Origin of the sequence: Rhizobium phaseoli (genome assembly GCF_003985125.1) — a bacterium.
GTDB lineage: Bacteria > Pseudomonadota > Alphaproteobacteria > Rhizobiales > Rhizobiaceae > Rhizobium > Rhizobium phaseoli.
The window spans coordinates 218,573-234,966 of sequence record NZ_ML133568.1 but is presented as its reverse complement, the minus strand read 5'-3'; the positions used below and the strand labels follow the sequence as shown (position 1 = coordinate 234,966).

The window sequence follows — 16,394 nt, the reverse complement described above, 5'->3', positions numbered from 1 at the left end:
ACGGAGGGCGGCGCTGGCTTTTGCCAAACTCGCCCCGGCGCAGGCGTCCATCCAGCGGTACATACTCCTGCTGATAAACTGACCGGTTGATCCGGTTAAGTAAAATGATATTTTCTGGCATTTCGATAACCCAGGAGTTATCCGAGCAATGATCGACAGCCGTATCAAGTTTCGCCATCTGCAGACCTTTGTCGAGGTGGCGCGGCAGAAGAGCGTGATGAAGGCGGCGGAATTGCTGCATGTCAGCCAGCCGGCGGTGACGAAGACGATCCGCGAACTGGAACAGGTGCTGGGCGTCGACGTCTTCGAGCGCGACGGCCGCGGCATCAAGATCACCCGCTACGGCGAGGTTTTCCTGCGCCATGCCGGAGCGGCGCTGACGGCGCTGCGCCAGGGTCTCGATTCCGTGTCGCAGGAACAGTTCGCCGAAGCGCCGCCGATCCGCATCGGCGCCCTGCCGACTGTCTCGTCGCGCATCATGCCGCGGGCGATGGAGCTCTTCCTCCAGGAGAAGACGTGGAGCCGAGTGAAGATCGTCACCGGCGAGAACGCGGTGCTGTTGGAAGAGCTGCGCGTCGGCGACCTCGATCTGGTTGTCGGGCGCCTGGCCGGCGCCGAAAAGATGGCGGGCTTTTCCTTCGAACACCTTTATTCCGAACAGGTGGTGTTTGCCGTGCGGGCCGGTCATCCGCTGCTTGATGGCCGGCAGTCGCTGTTCTCAGCCTTCGGCGACTATACGGTGCTGATGCCAACGCGCGGTTCGATCATCCGGCCGGTTGTCGAAAATTTCCTCATCGCCAACGGCGTCTCCAGCCTGCCGAACCAGATCGAGACGGTGTCGGATGCCTTCGGCCGCGCGTTCCTCAGGGCAAGCGACGCGATCTGGATCATTTCCAACGGCGTGGTGGCCGGCGATGTCGCCGATGGGCGGCTGGCGCTTCTGCCGGTCGAGACCGGCGAGACCAGGGGGCCGGTCGGGCTGACGATGCGGGCCGATGCCGTGCCGTCGGCGCCGCAATCGATCCTGATGCAGACGATCCGCGAGGCGGCGCGGGAGCTATCCTGACCTTACCTCTTTAAATTCGCTTGCTGCATGCCCAGATTTGGACTAAATCTAGTTCAGGACAGGAGAGCATCATGCAGCACGCGCGACGCAGGGAGCAGGAGCCGGAACGGCTGGAAACGGAGCGGTTTGCGCCGGCAAACCGACGGCGGCTGAGCCCGCCGGCTTTGCGGACGTTCTTGGCGATCGCCGATCTCTGGGGTTTGAACGAAGAGCAGCGGCTGCTCGTGCTCGGCTATCCCTCCCGCTCAACCTATCACAGCTGGGCCAAGCAGGCGCGCGAACACGGGGCTTTCACGCTCGATGTCGATACGCTGACCCGGATTTCCGCCGTGTTCGGCATTCATCAGGCGCTTGGCGTGCTGTTTTCCGATGAACGGGCCGGCGTCGCCTGGCTGCGCACGCCGCACCAGGCGCCGGTGTTCGGCGGCCATCCGCCGCTCGATATCGTCACCAACGGAACCCAGGACGGGTTGATGACCGTGCGCCGCTTTCTCGACGGCGCGCGCGGCGGCCTTTACATGCCGCCAAACAGTCTCGACGAGACCTTCACGCCTTACGAAGACACGGACATCGTCGTCCGGTGAGCGACCGTTTTGCCGAGGCGCCGCGGCCGTCCTACCGGCTGATTCCGTCGCAATTTCCGCCGATCGGACTTTTCGAGACGGTGGCGAGGGCGGCCGATCTCGAGGCCGTGATGGAGCTCGTCGGCTGGACCAACGATCGTCTCGTCGCCGACCGCATCCGGCGGCTTCCCGAAAACGAGTGGGTCTATGGCAGCCCGAATGCCAGCATCGTGATGGCGGCCTTCCTGCATGTCGCGCCCGGCGGCATGCGCTTCAACGGCCCCGAGCTCGGCGCCTGGTATGCCGCCGACAATCTGAAGACAGCCGCGGCCGAGGTCGGCCATCATCTCCGGCGCGAGGCTGTCGCGCGCGGCGTGACGACGATGGCGCGCACCTATCGAAGCTACAAGGCCACTCTGGTCGGCGACTATCTCGACATTCGCGGCGAACAGGCGCTGCGGCCCGATGTTTATGACGGCACGAGCTATGCGGCGTCGCAGCTGCTCGGAGAACAGGTGCGTTCGAGCGCCGGCGCCGGCATTCTTTACGACAGCGTCCGGCTGAGCGGCGGCGTCAACATCGCCGCCCACCGGCCGCGCAACATTCGCGACGTGGTGCAGGCCGATCATTTCGAGATCACCGTTTCGGCCACTGATCGGCGCATCGACCTCAGGAAGCTTGCAAGCCGACGACGGCAGCTGAAAGCTTAAACCGGCAACCGTTCGGCCCATGCCTTGGCCGCCTTGGCCATCGTCGCAAGGTGATCGGCAGCGGAGAAGCCGGAGATTTTCTTGCGCGGCTTCAGGTCGTGGTCGCCGTCCTCGAGCCAGCGGATCTCGATCCTGTCGGAAAGATCGTAGCCCGGTACCTCGTCGCGCGTGCCGAACTCGTCGCGCGTTCCCTGGCAGATCAGCGCGGGGGTCGCCAGCTGCTTGAGATGGCCCGTGCGCAGCTTGTCCGGCTGGCCGGGCGGATGGAAGGGATAACCGAGGCAGAGGAGGCCGGCGATCTTCCCCTTGTCATGGAGATCGTCGGCGACCATGCTGGCGACGCGGCCGCCCATCGACTTGCCGCCGATGATGAGGGGGCCCTTTGCGCCGAGCGCGGCAATTGCCGCCTCATATTCGGGATTGAGTGTTTCGGCGCGCGGCGGCGGCTTGCGGACGCCGCTGCGGCGGGCGGCCATATAGGCGAATTCAAACCTGATGACGCGGAAACCGGTGTCGGCAAGCGCTTTCGCCGCTGCCGTCATCGACGCCGAATCCATCGGCGCGCCGGCGCCATGCGCAAGCAGGATCGTGAAGCGGGCATCCTCGGAGCCGTCGAGCAGAAACCGGTCAAGCATCGGCAGTCCTCCATCCGCCATCGGAACCATGTCGACAGCCGCGACTTGTTCCTGGAAAGGAGACAGACAATGTCGACAAACGACGAAAACGTAAAGCCGGAGCAGCGCCGTCCCAAGGATGTCGCCGTCGTTCCCGAGAAACCCGAGCCCGCCGACTCAGAATCGATGGCGCCGCCAGCCGTGCAGCCGGCGGGGGAAGGGGACAAAAGCGAACGGCCGGTGGTCAACCCCGTGACCGGCGTCGCCTTTTAGCGGATCGCGAAATTATCATGCAGATCGGCCCTTGAAACGGCGAGGCAAAGGGCGCATATACCAGCCCTGCCTGAAAAACGGATGCCTGGGGTATCGACGTCGTCGAACCCTTTGCTGTTCGACAGGATAAGGGCGCTCCCCGCAAGGGTCGAGCGCCCTTTTTGCTTTCGGACATTCTCGAGGCCTCGCTGGGCGATCTTGAGGAACTCCCACCAAAATCTATATAGCACTTCGGAATCCCGAAATTGGCTGCGTGATTGAAATCATTGTATATTTCCCTGCCGCGACGGGGCAAAAAAGCCGGCGTATTTCGGGATCCCGAAGCGGGGGAATTTCGGGATTCCGAAGTGGGATTTTTTCTTGCCGTTCTTTTTGCGCCGTGCTGTCGATTTTCGCATCCGCCGATCGTCATCTTAACGATGTGCTGCAGTCAGCATGTTCTCAGGCCATTGTAGGAGATATGAATATGAATAATCAGAATCTCGTACCCGCCGCCGTGCTTGCGGCAAAGAACGGGGTCCGGTTCCCCAACGAGAGCGAGGAATATCGGATCGCCCGCGATGCACTGCTCGCCGAAGAGATCGAATTGCGCCGCCACATCGAACGCGTGGCGGTACAGCGCCGGGCGCTGCCGCCGGGCGGCGCGGTGACGAAAGACTACCGCTTCGAAGGCGCCGGCGGGCCGATAGGTTTCAGCGAGCTCTTCGCGGACAAGGAAACGCTGGTCGTCTACAGCTATATGTTCGGCCCCGCGCGCGAGCGGCCGTGTCCGATGTGCACCTCGCTGCTGTCGGCCTGGGACGGTGAAGTGCCCGATATCCAGCAGCGCGTGGCGCTTGCGGTCGTCGCGCTTTCGCCAATCGGCAGGCTGCTCGCCTTCAAGAAGGAACGCGGCTGGCACCACCTGCCGCTCTATTCCGATCCGACGGGCGAGTACAGCCGCGATTATCATGCCATCGGCAGGGGCGGCGGCGATGACGCGGCCTTCAACGTCTTCACCCGGCGCGACGGCACGATCCGGCATTTCTGGAGCGGCGAGATGGGCGAGGTGACCGCCGATCCGGGCGAGGATCCGCGTGGCGCGCCCGATCTGATGCCGCTCTGGACCGTGCTCGATTGCACGCCCGAAGGCCGGGCGCCGGACTGGTATCCGAAGCTGTCCTATTGAGTTCCGACAGACCCGTGGACAGGAACTGGTGAGGGGACACCTGTGTCTTGCCAATAAGGCGATATTTTCATTTAAGCAAAAAAGGGAGCACCGGTGGCGCTCCCCAATTGGGGGAGAATGGAGTGCCTCCCCGGGATCAAATAGGCTGTTAGGCACATGTCTCGCTGAACCGGTCTGTTCAAACGAAGAGAGGCTTTGCTCCGTTTTCATGATCGAGGAGCCATCGTTTGCGCGAAAGGCCGCTCCCATACCCCGTCAATGAGGCATCGGATCCGATCACCCTATGACACGGGACGACGATGTTTATGAAGTTTGCTCCATTCGCGGCGCCCACTGCCCGGGTACTGGCCGGATTCCCGACGCGGCGGGCAAGCTCTGCGTAGCTGATCGTTGAACCAGGCGGAATCAGACAAAGTTGCTCCCACACCTTGACCTGAAATGGGGTTCCGCTGGTTTTCACCCGTTCGTTTGCAAGGGCGTTGAGGTCACCATCAAAATAGGCCTCTAGGGCTTCGTGGGACGGGCTTCGCTGGTTGCTCGCTCGGTTTATCAAGCCGTCGATGCCGAAATGGCGGATCAAAAGCTTGTTCATCCGCTCCGACAGATCTTCCCAATCCGCCAGACGAAGTGTCCCGTCTTCCTCACTGAAAAGGAAGAGGGTTCCGATTGGTGTGCTCAGATGCTCGGTGAGAAGTGTTACCTTTTTCACAGTGCCTCCTGCGCGTTCGCCGGCATCATGCTTTGATTTCCCGCACATTCGGGAGGAAAATGGTGAGGATGCCGATCGCCGGAAGGAAGGCGCAGATATCGAATACGAAAACCATGCCCTTCCAGTCGGCCAATGCGCCAAGCATCGCCGCGCCGAGACCACCAATCCCGAAAATGAATCCGAAGAACAGCCCGGAAACCATTCCAACCCGGCCTGGCATCAGATCCTGCCCATAGACAACGATCGCCGGAAACGCGGAAGCGAGGACGAAACCTATGATAGCGCTCAAAGCAACTGTCGGGACAAGACCCACATGCGGAAGAACCAGGGTGAAGGGAAGAACCCCTAGAATGGAAACCCAAATCACCAGTTTCCGGCCAAGCCTGTCGCCAATCGGCCCGCCAGCGATCGTGCCGGCCGCAACCGCCCCGAAGAACACAAACTGGTAAAGCTGTGCATCCCGAGTGCTCAAGCCGAACTTTTCCATCAGGTAGAATATGTAATAGCTCGTGAAGGCGGCGAGGTAGATGTATTTCGAAAACAGCAAAGCGATTAGCACCGCCATGACGGCCAACACCTTTTTTCGGGAAAGGGTCGAGTATCGAACCACAGTGCCAGCTTTCGGGCGTTCCGCGTGGCCATTCTGTTTGTACCAGCGCCCCAGAGCCGTCAGGATAATCATGCCTGCCAACGCGGCCAGAGCGAACCACGCAAGGCCGTCTTGCCCCCGCGGAAGGATAATGAATGCCGCAGCGAGCGGGCCCACAGCTGACCCGAAATTGCCGCCGACCTGGAACAGGGATTGTGCCAGGCCGTGCGAACCACCTGAAGCCAGACGCGCTATCCGGGAGGTTTCCGGATGAAAGATCGATGAGCCAAGCCCCAGCAACACCCCGCCCGCAAGCAGCAGCTCGTAGCTTGGGGCATAGGCAAGGGTGATGAGGCCTAACATGGAAGATGCCATGCCGACTGGGAGTGAATACGGCACAGGCCGCCGATCTGTATATGCCCCAATGAACGGCTGCAGAATTGACGCCGTCAGGTTGTAGACGAGAGTCAGTATTCCGATTTGCGCGAACGAAAGCGTAAAGTTGCTTTGCAAGATCGGGTAAACGGCAGGAAGCAGAGCCTGCATCATGTCATTTAGAAAATGACATAAGCTGGCTGCACCCAGAGCCGAGAAGACTGCCGTTTCGGTTTTAATGGGCGGTGACGTAGCAATCGACATTCAACAACCTCGAGGGAAGAGCGGAGCGGTTGCCCCATCGTGCAGTCCAGTTTAAAGCTCTGTTCGATACCCATCCACCGATGTTGGGCCTCAATGTTACGAAAGTGGGCCACGGTATGCGCAGTCCTCGCATCGATAAGGTTGATCACCTTCCCCGGCCGGTAATCGGGCTAAGCCACGATTACGCCGACGGATTTTTGATAGAGCCCCATGAACATCGACGCGGCCAGCTTATGAACGCGACCTCAGGCCTCATTGTCCTGACCACACCGGAAGGAAAATGGGTGATGCCGCCGCATCGCGGTATGTGGATCCCAGCGGGCGTGCGGCATAGCGTTCGCGCGGTGGGTCTGGTCCGAATGCAAAGCCTGTATGTCGAAACCGACCGCGCAGAAGCTATGCCAGTACACTGCCAGGTTCTTGAGATTACTTCTTTCATGAGGAGTCTGATAGGCGAAGTGGTTGGGCTTTCTCTCGATAGAGAAGCCGACGGTCGCAGTCAGGCACTGATGGATTTAACGCTATACGAGATGGAACGGCTGCCGAGTCTGCCTTTGTCACTGCCGTTTCCATCGGACGAACGCTTGGCCAAAAAGTGCCGGGAGTTCGTGGGGCAGCCAAACATTCATCAGACGACCGATGACTGGAGCAGGGAGCTTGGGATGAGCCGGCGTGCCTTCACACGCATTTTCCGACAGCAGACCGGGTTGAGTTTTGTCGGGTGGCGGCAGCAGGCCTGTCTTCTTTCAGCTTTGCCACAACTCTCCGCCGGTCAATCTGTGACCTCGGTGGCGATGGAATTGGGATACGAGAACCCGGCCGCGTTTACGATCATGTTTAAACGTGCGTTCGGCAAGCCGCCATTGGCATACCTTGGGCTGCGCTGATTTCCGGTCACCCTCGGCCAGATTGCTCCTTCAGCCGGTGGAGCGGTTTCTCGACGTTTCGATCCATTCGAGACTGGCGACGGAAGCCTCCGTCAGCGGTGACGGATCGACGTCGTAGACATAGCCGGCGAGCATGTCGGCGGCGCGTTCGGCTGCCTTGATTTTCGCCTCGGTTTCCGCGACCGCCTTGCCGATCGCTTCGATGCGGGCGCGGAACATGTGCGCGAGCACATCGCGGCCGGACTGTTTTTCGAGTCGTTCCAGATGCAGGCCGATTCGCGAGGCGTGACGCTCCAGTTCGCTCTTGCTGAAACGCGCCTTGCGTAATTCCTCCGAGAGGCTGTCCTGCATGACCGCGACGGGATCAAAACTTCCCGGCGCCCGCTCGTCGAGCACCGCATCGGTGACGAGCTTCTCGATCATGACAAGCGCCTGCAGCTCGGCCGCATCGGCGAATTCAACGTCGTAGCCGGTATCGTCGTAAACCTTGCGGCGGACGGGATCGAGAAGCAGCGCATAGGCCTTCTGCAAATTGGCGAAGGCGTCCGTATCGCCGCCCGAATCGGGATGGGCGACCTTGGCGAGGCGCCGGTAGGCGGCCTTCAGCTTTGCCTCGTCCGCATCGCGGTCAACGCCGAGAATTTCGTATGGATCCGTCACGCCTTCTCCCTTGCTGCCCCTGAAGCTGCGGGCAGTCTAGGTCTTCTTTTGCATCACAAAGGCAAAGTTTAGACCGAAAGCGGGAATGACGTCCATGGCCCGAGAGGAGATCGAACGGTGTCGGTGGCCACAAAACCCGGATATTGCTCTGGTTTTCCAATATGTTACAGGAATATCAGCCTGCGGCGATCGAGGCGAGATAACATTTCGCATTGCCGTCGATTTTAAGTTCGGCTGCGGCCGCATTTTCGATCAGCAACGCATCGCTGGCTGCCAGTGCGCCGGTCTCGTCGCCCCGCCGGAATGACAATGCGCCGCTGTGGCAGAGCAACAGGCATGTCGGTGCTGGAAGCACCATGCTGCTGCTGCCGTCGAGTTCGATCCGGCTGAGCTTATGGACGAGCCCTTCGCGGCGGGTCATGACATTGAGATCGGTGATTGCGCCGTCCTGCAGTTTTGCCGTCACCGGAATATCCGCCGGGAAGGCCAGCGGATCGCTCGCCGTCGTCAGCAGCACCGGCGCCCTGCCTTCGATCTCGAGCACCATGCCGTTGCCGTCGAGAATCACAAGCGTGCGGTCGATGCCGGGAAAGATCGAGAACGGCCCGTCGGCTGCGACGGTTGCCATGCTGACGCGCCAGTCGAAGCCGGCAAGGCCGGCGTCTTCGGGCGAAACGGCGATCTCCACCGTTTCGCCGCCGCCGTTTTTCCACGGCATGCGCTTGTGATCGCCGGCCCGCAGGATCCGCATGGGGCTCAGTTCCCGAGAATGCCGGGCAGGCGCAGGCCCTTGTCCCGGGCGCAGTCGAGGGCGATGTCGTAGCCGGCATCGGCGTGGCGCATGACGCCGGTCGCCGGATCGTTCCACAGCACCCGCTCGAGGCGCTTGGCCGCATCGTCGGTACCATCGGCGCAGATGACGACGCCCGAATGCTGGGAGAAGCCCATGCCGACGCCGCCGCCATGATGCAACGACACCCAGGTGGCGCCCGAGGCGGTGTTGAGCAGGGCGTTCAGCAGCGGCCAGTCGGAGACGGCGTCGGAGCCGTCCTTCATCGCTTCGGTCTCGCGGTTCGGCGAGGCGACGGAGCCCGAGTCGAGGTGGTCGCGGCCGATGACGATCGGAGCCGAAAGCTCGCCGTTCCTGACCATTTCATTGAAGGCCAGAGCCAGGCGGTGACGGTCGCCGAGACCGACCCAGCAGATGCGCGCCGGCAGGCCCTGGAAGGAAATGCGTTCTCTCGCCATGTCGAGCCAGTTGTGCAGGTGGGTATTGCCGGGGGTCAGTTCCCTCACCTTGGCATCGGTCTTGTAGATATCCTCCGGGTCGCCTGACAGGGCGGCCCAGCGGAAGGGGCCGATGCCGCGGCAGAACAGCGGTCTTATATAGGCCGGCACGAAGCCCGGGAAGGCGAAGGCGTTTTCCAAGCCTTCTTCCTTGGCGACCTGGCGGATATTGTTGCCGTAGTCGAGGGTCGGAATGCCGGCGTTCCAGAAGGCGATCATCGCTTCGACATGCTCGCGCATCGAGGCGCGCGCCGCTTTTTCCACCGCCTTCGGATCGCTTTCGCGCTTGGCCTTCCATTCGGCCATCGTCCAGCCCTTCGGCAGGTAGCCGTTGATCGGGTCGTGGGCCGAGGTCTGGTCGGTGACCATGTCGGGGCGGATGCCGCGGCGGACCATTTCCGGCAGGATTTCGGCGGCATTGCCGAGCAGGCCGACGGACTTGGCTTCGCCTGATTTGGTCCAGCGGTCGATCATCTCGAGCGCTTCGTCGAGCGTTTCGGCCTTGGCGTCGAGATAGCGGGTGCGCAGGCGGAAATCGATCGAATCAGGATTGCATTCGACGGCGAGGCAGCAGGCGCCGGCCATGACGGCGGCGAGCGGCTGGGCGCCGCCCATGCCGCCGAGGCCGCCGGTCAGGATCCATTTGCCCTTGAGATTGCCGCCGTAATGCTGGCGGCCGGCCTCGACGAAGGTCTCGTAAGTGCCCTGCACGATGCCCTGCGTGCCGATATAGATCCACGAGCCGGCCGTCATCTGGCCGTACATGGCAAGGCCCTTCTTATCCAGCTCGTTGAAATGATCCCAGGTCGCCCAGTGCGGCACGAGGTTCGAATTGGCGATCAGCACGCGCGGCGCATCCTTGTGGGTGCGGAAGACGCCGACCGGCTTGCCGGACTGCACCAGCAGGGTTTCTTCTTCCGTCAGCGTCTTCAGCGTCGCGACGATGCGGTCGAAATCCTCCCAGGTGCGGGCGGCGCGGCCGATGCCGCCATAGACAACGAGCTCGTTCGGATTTTCCGCGACATCGGGATCGAGATTGTTCATCAGCATGCGCAGCGGCGCTTCGGTCATCCAGCTCTTGGCATTGAGCTCGTTGCCGCGGGGTGCGCGGATTTCGCGGATGTTATGGCGTGGATTGCTCATGGCGGTTCCCCTGTCGAGTGATCGTTATCGTTTCAGGCCTGGTGCGATCTGCTCGATGCGCACCAGAATGTCTTTGAGATGGATGCGAAGCCTGTCGGCCTTGGCGGCGTCATAGGCAAAGGGCGGCACCTCGCTTTGCAGATGGGTCGATTGCGCGAGCTCCATCTGGATCGCATGCACGCCGGTCTCGGGCCGGCCATAATGGCGGGTCGTCCAGCCGCCCTTGAAGCGGCCGTTGAGCACGCTGTCATAGCCAGCCGCGGCTTCGACGACGGTGAGCGTCGCCTGCTCGATGGCGCCGTCGCAGGTCCTGCCCATATCGGTGCCGATATTGAAATCCGGCAGCTTGCCTTCGAAGAGGAAGGGAATGTGCGAGCGGATCGAGTGGCAATCATAAAGGACCGCCACGCCATGGATGGCCCTGACGCGCTCGATCTCGGCTGCAAGAGCCGCATGATAGGGCGCATGAAAATCCCTGAGCCGCGCCGCGATATCAGCCGCGTCGGGCGCCTGCCCGTCCTTCCAAATCGGCTTGCCGTCGAAGTCCGTTTCCGGAACGAGACCGGTGGTGTTCTGGCCGGGATAGAGGCTGACGCCGGCCGGATCGCGATTGGCGTCGATCACGTACCGGTGGAAGGTGGCGCGCACCGTCGTGGCGTCATCGAGCAGCCCCTCATAGAGCTCGTGGATGTGCCAGTCGGTGTCGGCGAGGATCCGGCCGTTGTCGTTGAGGCGATCGTAAATCGCCGGCGGGACGTCGGTGCCGGTGTGGGGGAAGGCGAGGATGACAGGGGAGGTGCCCCGATGGATTTCGTATGGTGTGGTCATGGCAAAAACCCCTCCCCAACCCCTCCCCACAAGGGGGAGGGGCTAAGCTGTGGCACCGGCTCGCAAAACAACAAGCTGGCTGCATATGCTGCGCTCAAGAGTGAATACGGCGAGGGCCTCAGGTTAAGCCCCTCCCCCTTGTGGGGAGGGGTTGGGGAGGGGACTTTTTCTTTCCCGATCATTTCAACCCTCCAAAACCGGCAAGATACCTGACGAAACCGAAGCATTCAGCGCCCCCGTCGCCACCAGTTCGGCGGTGGCGGCGAGATCGCCCGCCATGTAGCGGTCGCTATCAAGGCTCGGCACCTGGCTGCGGATCGCGGCGATCGCCTTCGAAAGCTCCGGGCTCGTCGAAAGCGGCGCGCGCAATTCGACGCCCTGGGCGGCGGTCAGCGCCTCGATGCCGATGATGCCGAACAGGTTTTCGGTCATGCCAAGCAGGCGCCGGGCGCCGTGGCAGGCCATCGAGACATGGTCTTCCTGGTTTGCCGATGTCGGCGTCGAATCGACCGAGGCGGGGTGCGACATCTGCTTGTTCTCGGACATCAGCGCCGCCGAGGTGACCTCGGCAATCATCAGGCCGGAGTTGAGGCCCGGCTTCTTGGCGAGGAAGGCCGGCAGACCGTAGGAAAGCACCGGATCGACCAGCAGCGCGATGCGGCGCTGCGAGATCGCGCCGATCTCGCAGACGGCGAGCGCGATCTGATCGGCGGCGAAGGCGACGGGTTCGGCGTGGAAATTACCGCCCGAGACAACGGAATTGTCTGAGAGCACCAGCGGATTGTCGGTGACGGCATTGGCCTCGATTTCGAGAGTGCGGGCGACCGAGCGCAGCAGATCGAGACAGGCGCCGTCGACTTGCGGCTGGCAGCGGATGCAATAGGGATCCTGCACGCGCTCGTCGCCCTCGATATGGCTCTGGCGAATGACGGAGTTTTCGAGCAGGGCGCGAAGCGCCGCCGCGGTATCGATCTGGCCCTTGTGGCCGCGCAATGTGTGGATATCGGCATGGAAGGGCGCGGAGGAGCCCATCGCCGCATCGGTCGACATGGCGCCGGTGATGAGCGCCGATTGCGCGGCGCGATGGGCGCGGAAGAGGCCGGCGAGCGCCAGCGCCGTCGAGGTCTGCGTGCCGTTGATCAGCGCCAGGCCCTCCTTGGCGGCGAGAACGACTGGCTTCAGCCCGGCCTTTTCCAGGGCCGCTGCTCCGGAAAGGCGCTCGCCGGCGAAGAAGGCTTCGGCCTCGCCCATCATCACCGCGGCCATATGGGCAAGCGGCGCGAGATCGCCGGAGGCGCCGACCGAGCCCTTTTCCGGGATCAGCGGGATGACGCCCTTGTCGAGCATGCCTTCGATCAGCCGCACCAGCTCCAGCCGCACGCCGGAGGCGCCGCGGCCGAGCGAGACCAGCTTCAGCGCCATGATCAGCCGGACGATATTTTCCGGCAGCGGCGCACCGATGCCGCAGCAATGCGACAGGATGAGATTGCGCTGCAGCGTGGCGACATCGGCGCTGTCGATCTTGATCGAGGCGAGTTTGCCGAAACCGGTATTGATGCCATAGACCGGCGCGTTGCCAGCGGCGATCTCGGCGATGCGGGCGGCGGCCTTGTTTATGCCGGCATCGAAGGCGGGGTCGAGCCTTGCCGGCACACCCGTCCAATAGATGATTTCCAGATCCTTGAGCGAGACGGAGCCCGGGTGGAGCGTAATGGTCATCGACCGTTCCTTTCGCCCTTGAAGAGGCGCGCGTGAAGTGGGTTGAAGCCGATGCGGTAGACGAGCTCGGCGAGGCTTTCGACATTCCAGACGGCGAGGTCGGCGGACTTGCCGGGTTCGAGCGCTCCGGTCTCGCCGATGAGGCCGAGCGCGCGCGCGCCTTCGCGGGTGGCGCCGGCGATGCATTCCTCGACGGTGAGGCCGAACAGCGTCGCCGACATGTTCATGGTGAGCAGCATCGAGGTGAGCGGCGAGGTGCCCGGATTGCAATCGGTGGCGATTGCGATCGGAACGCCGGCCCGGCGCAGTGCCTCCACCGGCGGTTTCTGCTTTTCATGGATCGCGTAGAAGGCGCCGGGCAGCAGCACGGCGACGGTGCCGGCGGCGGCCATTGCCGCAACGCCTTCCTCGTCGAGATATTCGAGATGATCGGCGGAAAGCGCGCCATAGGCGGCCGCCAGCTTGGCGCCGCCGAGATTGGAGAGCTGTTCGGCATGCAGCTTGACGGGCAGGCCGAGCGTCTTTGCCTTGTCGAAGACGCGGGCGATCTCGGCCGTGGAAAAGGCGATGCCCTCGCAGAAGCCGTCGATGGCGTCGGCGAGGCCGAGATTATACATGTCGTCGAGGCCGGGCAGCACGACATCGTCGAGATAATCGCCGTTGCGGCCCTTATATTCCACCGGCGTCGCATGGGCGCCGAGATAGCTGGTGGCGATGCGCACCGGCCTGACATGGCCGAGCAGGCGGGCGCTCTGCAGCATCTTCACTTCACCGCTGCGGTTGAGACCATAGCCTGATTTGATCTCGATCGTCGTCACGCCTTCGGCAAGCAGCGTATCGAGCCGCGGCAGCGCCGTGGCGACAAGTTCCTCGACCGACAGCGCATTGGTCGCCTGAACGGAGGAGACGATGCCGCCGCCGGCACGCGCAATCTCCTCATAGGTCGCGCCTTCGAGGCGCATCTCGAATTCGCGGGCGCGATTGCCGCCGTGAACGATATGGGTGTGGCAGTCGACGAGACCCGGTGTCACCCAGCGGCCTTCGAGATCGACGATGTCGGAGCGTTCGATGGCCGATGCCGGAAGCTCGCTTTCGGCGCCGGCAAAGGCGATGCGGCCGTTTTCGATCAGAACGGCGCCCTTTTCGACAATGCCGAGCCCGGCTCTGCCAGACGCGAGCGTCGCCAGCCGGGCGTTGCGCCACAGCGCCGGCCTGACGTCGGCAGATGGGGTTCCTTCAGAAAAATTGTTCCCGGTCATCAGCTTTGCGCCTTTCCTTATGCTGAAACATGTATATACATAATAAGCAGGTGACAAGAGAAATTTTGCGCGCTCTTCTGGAAAAGAAAGATCGACGGCGCGGCAGAAGGGGAGAAAAGGTCATGACCATACTTCACGCAGGTACGGCGCTGACGCCGCAAGGCTGGCAGAAGGACGTGCGGCTGACGCTCGAAGCCGGGCGCATCGCCCGGGTCGAGGTGGGCGTTGCCGCCGCACCCGGCGATCAGCGCCATGCCCTGATCGTTCCGGCCATGGGCAACCTGCACAGCCATGCCTTCCAGCGGGCGATGGCCGGTCTTGCCGAGGTACGCGGTCCGGCAAACGACAGCTTCTGGAGCTGGCGCACGGTCATGTACAAATTCGCTTTGGCGATGACGCCGGAGCATGTCGAGGCGGTCGCGGCCAAGCTCTATGCAGAAATGCTGGAGGCAGGCTTTTCCCGCGTCGGCGAATTCCACTATCTCCATCACGACAGGGATGGCGGCGCTTACGCCAATATCGCCGAGCTTGCCGAGCGTATCGGCGCGGCGAGCCAGGAGACCGGCATCGGCCTGACGCTTCTACCGGTCTTCTATGCCCATTCCGGCTTCGGCGGCGCTCAGCCGATCGACGGCCAGCGGCGTTTCATCAATTCGCTCGAAAGCTTCGAAAGGCTGATGGAGGGATGCCGAGCGGTGACCGGCCGGCTCGACGGCGCTGAACTCGGACTGGCGCCGCACAGCCTGCGCGCCGCAACCCCGGAGGAATTGGCCAGGGTCGTGCCGTTGGCGGGCGACGGCCCGATCCATATCCATGTCGCCGAGCAGGTGAAGGAGGTCGAGGACTGCGTCGCCTGGTCGGGCGCGCGGCCGGTGCAATGGCTGCTCGATCATCTGCCTGTGGATGAGCGCTGGTGCCTGATCCATGCGACGCACATGACCGACGACGAGACGCGGCGAATGGCCAAAAGCGGCGCGATCGCCGGCCTCTGCCCGATCACCGAGGCCAATCTCGGCGACGGCGCCTTTGCCGCGCCGCTTTTCCTCGAAGAGGGCGGGCGTTGCGGCATCGGCTCGGATTCCAACGTGCGGATCTCCCTGCCGGAGGAACTGCGTCAGCTCGAATATTCGCAGCGCCTGGCGCTGCGCGCCCGTAATGTCGTGGCCGCACCCGGCGGTTCAACGGCGCTTTCGCTGTTCAACCAGGCGCTTGCCGGCGGCGGTGCGGCGCTGAAAGCCCCGGCCGGTATCGCCGAAAGCCATCATGCCGATCTCGTTTCGCTCGATACGTCAGCCGTTCCCTATCTCTCCGGCGACCAGATCCTCGATCACTGGCTGTTTGCCGGCGGCATCTCCGTCGATTGCGTCTGGGCACGCGGCCGCAAGCAGGTGGAGGGCGGCCGCCATCGCGAGCGTGACGCCATCGACCGTCGCTTCCTTGCCGCGATGGGTGAGTTGCTGGCCGCCTGAAAAAGAGCTTTTCATGAGCGGGGCATTCGGACTAGATCGGGAAACCAATCGGAACGTGGCGATGAATCAAAGCAGGGATCCCACCTTGCATCAGCGCATCCTGGGCGACATCGAGGGCCGTATCGTCTCGGGCGAATGGCCGCCGGGGCATCGCATTCCCTTCGAGGTCGATCTCGCCACGCAGTATGACGTCTCGCGGATGACGGTGAACAAGGTGCTGACCCAGCTCGCCAAGGCCGGCCTGATCGAGCGGCGGAAGAAATCCGGCAGCTTCGTCACCCAGCCGCAGGCGCAATCGGCGGTTCTCGAAATCCACGACATCAAGGCCGAGGTGCAGTCGCTGAACCTGCCTTATTCCTATGCGGTGGCGAAGAAGGCGAGCCGCAAGGCCAAGGCGGAAGACAGAAGCCGGCTGGAACTGCCTCTGGCGTCCTCGGTCGTCGAGGTGGTCTGCATCCACAATGCCGGCGCGCGGCCTTTCTGTTTGGAGGAGCGGCTGATCAGCCTTGCGACCGTGCCGGAGGCGGCCGATGCCGATTTCCTGACGGTGGCGCCGGGGCCGTGGCTGCTCAACCAGGTGCCGTGGAGCACCGCCGAACACCGGATTCACGCCGTTTCCGCCAGCGCCGACGTGGCGGCCGCCCTCGATATCGCCCGCAACACCGCCTGCCTGGTGGTCGAGCGCCGCACCTGGAGCGGCGCCGGCCCGGTGACCCACGTGCGCTTCACCTATCCCGGCGATCGTCACGCCCTGGTGGCGCGGTTCACGCCGGCGTCGCAGTAGCCGTAAGTTCCATATACAACATCGCAG

17 protein-coding genes are annotated in these 16,394 nt (G+C 62.9%); 8 read left to right on the top strand and 9 right to left on the bottom strand.

The features are described from left to right. The first annotated feature begins 148 nt into the window (after positions 1-148). From pcaQ to EFD56_RS09015, 3 genes are all read left to right on the top strand, one after another. Entirely contained in the window at positions 149-1,066 is a 918-nt protein-coding gene (pcaQ, locus tag EFD56_RS09025) for a pca operon transcription factor PcaQ (protein WP_037145012.1), read from the top strand. Between the two features lie 71 nt (positions 1,067-1,137). Continuing rightward, positions 1,138-1,650 carry an MbcA/ParS/Xre antitoxin family protein gene (locus EFD56_RS09020; RefSeq protein WP_004673851.1) on the top strand — a complete coding sequence of 171 codons (513 nt, stop codon included), beginning with the start codon at positions 1,138-1,140 and terminating at the stop codon, positions 1,648-1,650. Further along, the gene (locus EFD56_RS09015; protein ID WP_010009341.1) at positions 1,647-2,339 is read left to right on the top strand and encodes an RES family NAD+ phosphorylase; all 693 of its coding nucleotides are present in this window, start codon (positions 1,647-1,649) and stop codon (positions 2,337-2,339) included. Before EFD56_RS09020 ends, EFD56_RS09015 begins: the two co-directional genes overlap by 4 nt. Here the strand turns inward: EFD56_RS09015 and EFD56_RS09010 are convergent. Then, positions 2,336-2,974, bottom strand: a complete 639-nt coding sequence (locus tag EFD56_RS09010) for an alpha/beta hydrolase family protein (protein WP_085743990.1) — start codon at positions 2,972-2,974, stop codon at positions 2,336-2,338. The two genes, EFD56_RS09015 and EFD56_RS09010, sit on opposite strands and share 4 nt — an antisense overlap. Before the next feature lie 69 nt (positions 2,975-3,043). Here EFD56_RS09010 and EFD56_RS09005 point away from each other — a divergent pair, with 69 nt between their 5' ends. Together EFD56_RS09005 and EFD56_RS09000 are read left to right on the top strand one after the other, a co-directional pair. After that, a complete protein-coding gene (locus EFD56_RS09005) occupies positions 3,044-3,226 on the top strand; it encodes a hypothetical protein (RefSeq protein ID WP_064819793.1) in 183 nt (60 codons plus the stop codon). 466 nt (positions 3,227-3,692) lie between these two features. Further along, positions 3,693-4,394 carry a DUF899 family protein gene (locus EFD56_RS09000; protein ID WP_085743991.1) on the top strand — a complete coding sequence of 234 codons (702 nt, stop codon included), beginning with the start codon at positions 3,693-3,695 and terminating at the stop codon, positions 4,392-4,394. A gap of 178 nt (positions 4,395-4,572) precedes the next feature. On the opposite strand, the gene EFD56_RS08995 is transcribed toward EFD56_RS09000, so the two are convergent. Together EFD56_RS08995 and EFD56_RS08990 are read right to left on the bottom strand one after the other, a co-directional pair. Further along, complete coding sequence (locus tag EFD56_RS08995) at positions 4,573-5,103, bottom strand: methylated-DNA--[protein]-cysteine S-methyltransferase (RefSeq protein ID WP_085743992.1); 531 nt, start codon at positions 5,101-5,103, stop codon at positions 4,573-4,575. A 25-nt stretch (positions 5,104-5,128) separates the two neighbouring features. Then, on the bottom strand, positions 5,129-6,331 hold the full coding sequence (locus EFD56_RS08990) for an MFS transporter (RefSeq protein ID WP_085743993.1): 1,203 nt from the start codon (positions 6,329-6,331) through the stop codon (positions 5,129-5,131). A 233-nt stretch (positions 6,332-6,564) separates the two neighbouring features. Here EFD56_RS08990 and EFD56_RS08980 point away from each other — a divergent pair, with 233 nt between their 5' ends. Further along, positions 6,565-7,218: an AraC family transcriptional regulator gene (locus EFD56_RS08980; RefSeq protein ID WP_225881530.1), complete on the top strand. Its 654-nt coding sequence runs from the start codon at positions 6,565-6,567 to the stop codon at positions 7,216-7,218. Positions 7,219-7,248: 30 nt separating this feature from the next. Here the strand turns inward: EFD56_RS08980 and EFD56_RS08975 are convergent, their stop codons facing one another. From EFD56_RS08975 to hutI, 6 genes are all read right to left on the bottom strand, one after another. Next, on the bottom strand, positions 7,249-7,878 hold the full coding sequence (locus EFD56_RS08975; RefSeq protein ID WP_085743995.1) for a J domain-containing protein: 630 nt from the start codon (positions 7,876-7,878) through the stop codon (positions 7,249-7,251). Positions 7,879-8,053: 175 nt separating this feature from the next. Then, positions 8,054-8,629: a HutD/Ves family protein gene (locus EFD56_RS08970; protein WP_085743996.1), complete on the bottom strand. Its 576-nt coding sequence runs from the start codon at positions 8,627-8,629 to the stop codon at positions 8,054-8,056. 5 nt (positions 8,630-8,634) lie between these two features. Continuing rightward, complete coding sequence (gene hutU, locus EFD56_RS08965) at positions 8,635-10,308, bottom strand: urocanate hydratase (protein WP_085743997.1); 1,674 nt, start codon at positions 10,306-10,308, stop codon at positions 8,635-8,637. 24 nt (positions 10,309-10,332) lie between these two features. Further along, a complete protein-coding gene (gene hutG, locus EFD56_RS08960; RefSeq protein ID WP_126905099.1) occupies positions 10,333-11,136 on the bottom strand; it encodes an N-formylglutamate deformylase in 804 nt (267 codons plus the stop codon). A gap of 183 nt (positions 11,137-11,319) precedes the next feature. Then, positions 11,320-12,855, bottom strand: coding sequence for a histidine ammonia-lyase (gene hutH / locus EFD56_RS08955; protein ID WP_085743999.1), 1,536 nt, complete (start codon positions 12,853-12,855; stop codon positions 11,320-11,322). Continuing rightward, the gene (hutI, locus tag EFD56_RS08950; RefSeq protein WP_126905098.1) at positions 12,852-14,114 is read right to left on the bottom strand and encodes an imidazolonepropionase; all 1,263 of its coding nucleotides are present in this window, start codon (positions 14,112-14,114) and stop codon (positions 12,852-12,854) included. The genes hutH and hutI overlap by 4 nt, the downstream gene beginning before the upstream one ends. 122 nt (positions 14,115-14,236) lie before the next feature. Here hutI and EFD56_RS08945 point away from each other — a divergent pair, with 122 nt between their 5' ends. Beyond that, complete coding sequence (locus EFD56_RS08945) at positions 14,237-15,583, top strand: formimidoylglutamate deiminase (protein WP_085744001.1); 1,347 nt, start codon at positions 14,237-14,239, stop codon at positions 15,581-15,583. Between the two features lie 61 nt (positions 15,584-15,644). Beyond that, positions 15,645-16,367, top strand: a complete 723-nt coding sequence (gene hutC, locus EFD56_RS08940; protein WP_085744002.1) for a histidine utilization transcriptional repressor HutC — start codon at positions 15,645-15,647, stop codon at positions 16,365-16,367. The last annotated feature ends 27 nt before the right edge of the window (positions 16,368-16,394 follow it).